At 54.3% G+C, this 2270-nt stretch carries 3 protein-coding genes; all 3 read right to left on the reverse strand.

The window, feature by feature from the left end:
* Positions 1-45: 45 nt before the first annotated feature.
* The gene (locus CSQ89_RS21170) at positions 46-438 is read right to left on the reverse strand and encodes a hypothetical protein (RefSeq protein ID WP_099407939.1); all 393 of its coding nucleotides are present in this window, start codon (positions 436-438) and stop codon (positions 46-48) included.
* Between the two features lie 337 nt (positions 439-775).
* Positions 776-1099, reverse strand: a complete 324-nt coding sequence (locus tag CSQ89_RS21175) for a helix-turn-helix domain-containing transcriptional regulator (RefSeq protein ID WP_099407940.1) — start codon at positions 1097-1099, stop codon at positions 776-778.
* Position 1100: 1 nt separating this feature from the next.
* Positions 1101-1469: a type II toxin-antitoxin system RelE/ParE family toxin gene (locus CSQ89_RS21180; RefSeq protein ID WP_099407941.1), complete on the reverse strand. Its 369-nt coding sequence runs from the start codon at positions 1467-1469 to the stop codon at positions 1101-1103.
* Between the last annotated feature and the right edge of the window lie 801 nt (positions 1470-2270).

A 2270-nucleotide genomic window follows, 5' to 3' on the forward strand; every position in this document is an offset into this window, starting at 1 on the left:
GCCAAATCGACGCCAACTCGAATACTCTTCATGGTGGACTCCTCTTTACCGTTGACTGGTGGTCGGAACTACCAGTCTGGCACCTAGATGCCGCTTAGGTGAGGAGGGGTCCATCCCATTGCTTACGATTGTGCTGCCGTTGGTGTTGACCGTGCCAGTAAGGTTACGCAGCAGCCGATAGCCACCGAGCCACCAGGCATCGCCATTGTCGTCGGTGAGTTTGGCCTGGCTGTTGTAGGTACGCAGCACATCGGCGTCGGCGCCACGGCCGATCAGTAATTCATCGCGCCGTTGCAAGACCAGATTGCCGTGGGCGACATTGACGAACACGCCTTCGCCGGCCTGTCCGAATGTCTTGGCGGACTGCCCGGCCCCCACCCGTGGTGCCAGACTGCCGTGAAACAAACCCGTATCCTGCCCTGCAACGATGGCTACCATCTCTACCCATTCCCCGAAAAAAGCGAGCCGCTATAGTCGTTAGCGGCGTTAATCGAGCAATGTGTCCGGATGGGAATCGCCGGTGTTTAGTGTGAGCGATAAAAAAGTTTACAAATAATGAGCGGAATCTTAGTTGGCTCGCCCAGTGCAGGGACGTGTCGGTTCGCATCCCCGTGTCAGGCAGGGGGCAAGCGACTGATTTGAAATGGACTTGGGCGGATGCAGGGCAGACTCCGCGATGCGGCGGTCCCTGGCTTTGTCCGTGAAAATCTTTTTTGCTGACCCCGATATTTTTAAACGAAAACTATGCAAACGCCAAGATATAGATGGCCTTTGATTAGCTTGCCTCAATCGTATGGGCTTCAATGCCTACCTTGAGGCGCGAACTAACCGCGCCAAAGATAGCCGCTAGGCTGTCCATACTGGGATTGCCCTTGGGCGAGAGCATTCGATGAAGGCTTTTGCTGGGTTTATGGGTCAACTCGGCAAGTTGCTCGAAACCGCCGGTGGCGTTCACCAAGTCTCGCAGGATGAGGCGGGCAACGTCTGGCTCACCATTCAGGAATGACGTAGCGGCCTCATCTAGCATCGCTTTGGCAAACGCTGGATCTCGGTCGACACGTTCGACAATAGTGTGTTTGAAATCTCTCGTCAGTGCCATGTCAGTTTCCTTTCCGTTTGCCTGGTTTGCCTGGTTTGGCAGCTTGGCCTGCCTTCTTTCTGGTCTTGTACTCGGCGTGCAATGCTTTGGCTTGATCTATATCTCGCTGCTGCCTTCGCTTGGTTCCCCCACCGAATAGGACGATGAGCGTGTCGCCATCCTTGGCAAGGTAGATCCGATAGCCCGGACCCCAGTCGATTACGTACTCACCCATGCCATCGAACCACTTCACGCTCAATGTGTTGCCAAGCTCCAACCTGACCTTTGCCGCCGCCACCTTGGCGGCGGCGGGTGCATCCAGGTCGTCAAACCATCTTTTGTAGGGGTTCGTCCCATCTTCACGAAGGTATTCTTCAACCGTGATCTTCATGATTTTTATGGTAACAAATATGTTACCGTTTTGCCGAGGTGGCGCAATGTTGGACCACTGCAGACAGGCCCCCGGACTCTTCGCCCTTTACCGTCAGAAAATCACCGGTCCAAAAGTTACGAAAAGTTACGGTACCGTCACCTCGCGCCCTACGCTTTTACCATCCACTTTGCTACCTACCCTACTGCCACCCAAGCCCTATCAGGCTTAGCGCTTGTGCCCTCTGCCAAGCAGTGCAACACGGGGCGTGCCTATGCCTCTCTACCGGTTACGGTCCTTTACGCAATTGTTACAGTCAACATCGCAGTCCAAACACCGGTTTAGTTGCCTTTAGGGAGTAAGCCCAAACGCCGGATTTTTTGGAGAAGCCAACATTGCCTGTATTGGCAGGGTCGGTCACATAAACGACCGTTTGCGTGACAGCCCAAACTCTGGAATGCAGGGACTGAAAACTGTCACTTAACCCGTCATCTAATCAGTGACTCGCAAAAGTAGGGCAGTCCCACTTGTGTGACAGCATTTTCTGGGCTTTGGGCTTGGCCCCCCTTTAAGCTATTCACCGGGTCTATCCTGTTAGCTAGCTTCGTGCAGATTGCCACGCATCTTTAGACAGATGCCTGCAAACAGCCAGAAGCTGCAGGTCAATTAAGCAATATGGAATGGCCGGTATTAGACCTAGGACTAAACCGCTCGCGCGGTAGGGGTCGTGCTCAACCGCAGCGCGCAGCTCTGGCAGGCAAGGGGTTCGTATCGTGCTGGCAATTGCCGATGTTGGAAATGAGGCATTCCCGCCTCGTTCTG

Source organism: Chitinimonas sp. BJB300, assembly GCF_002735695.1.
GTDB lineage: Bacteria > Pseudomonadota > Gammaproteobacteria > Burkholderiales > Chitinimonadaceae > Chitinimonas.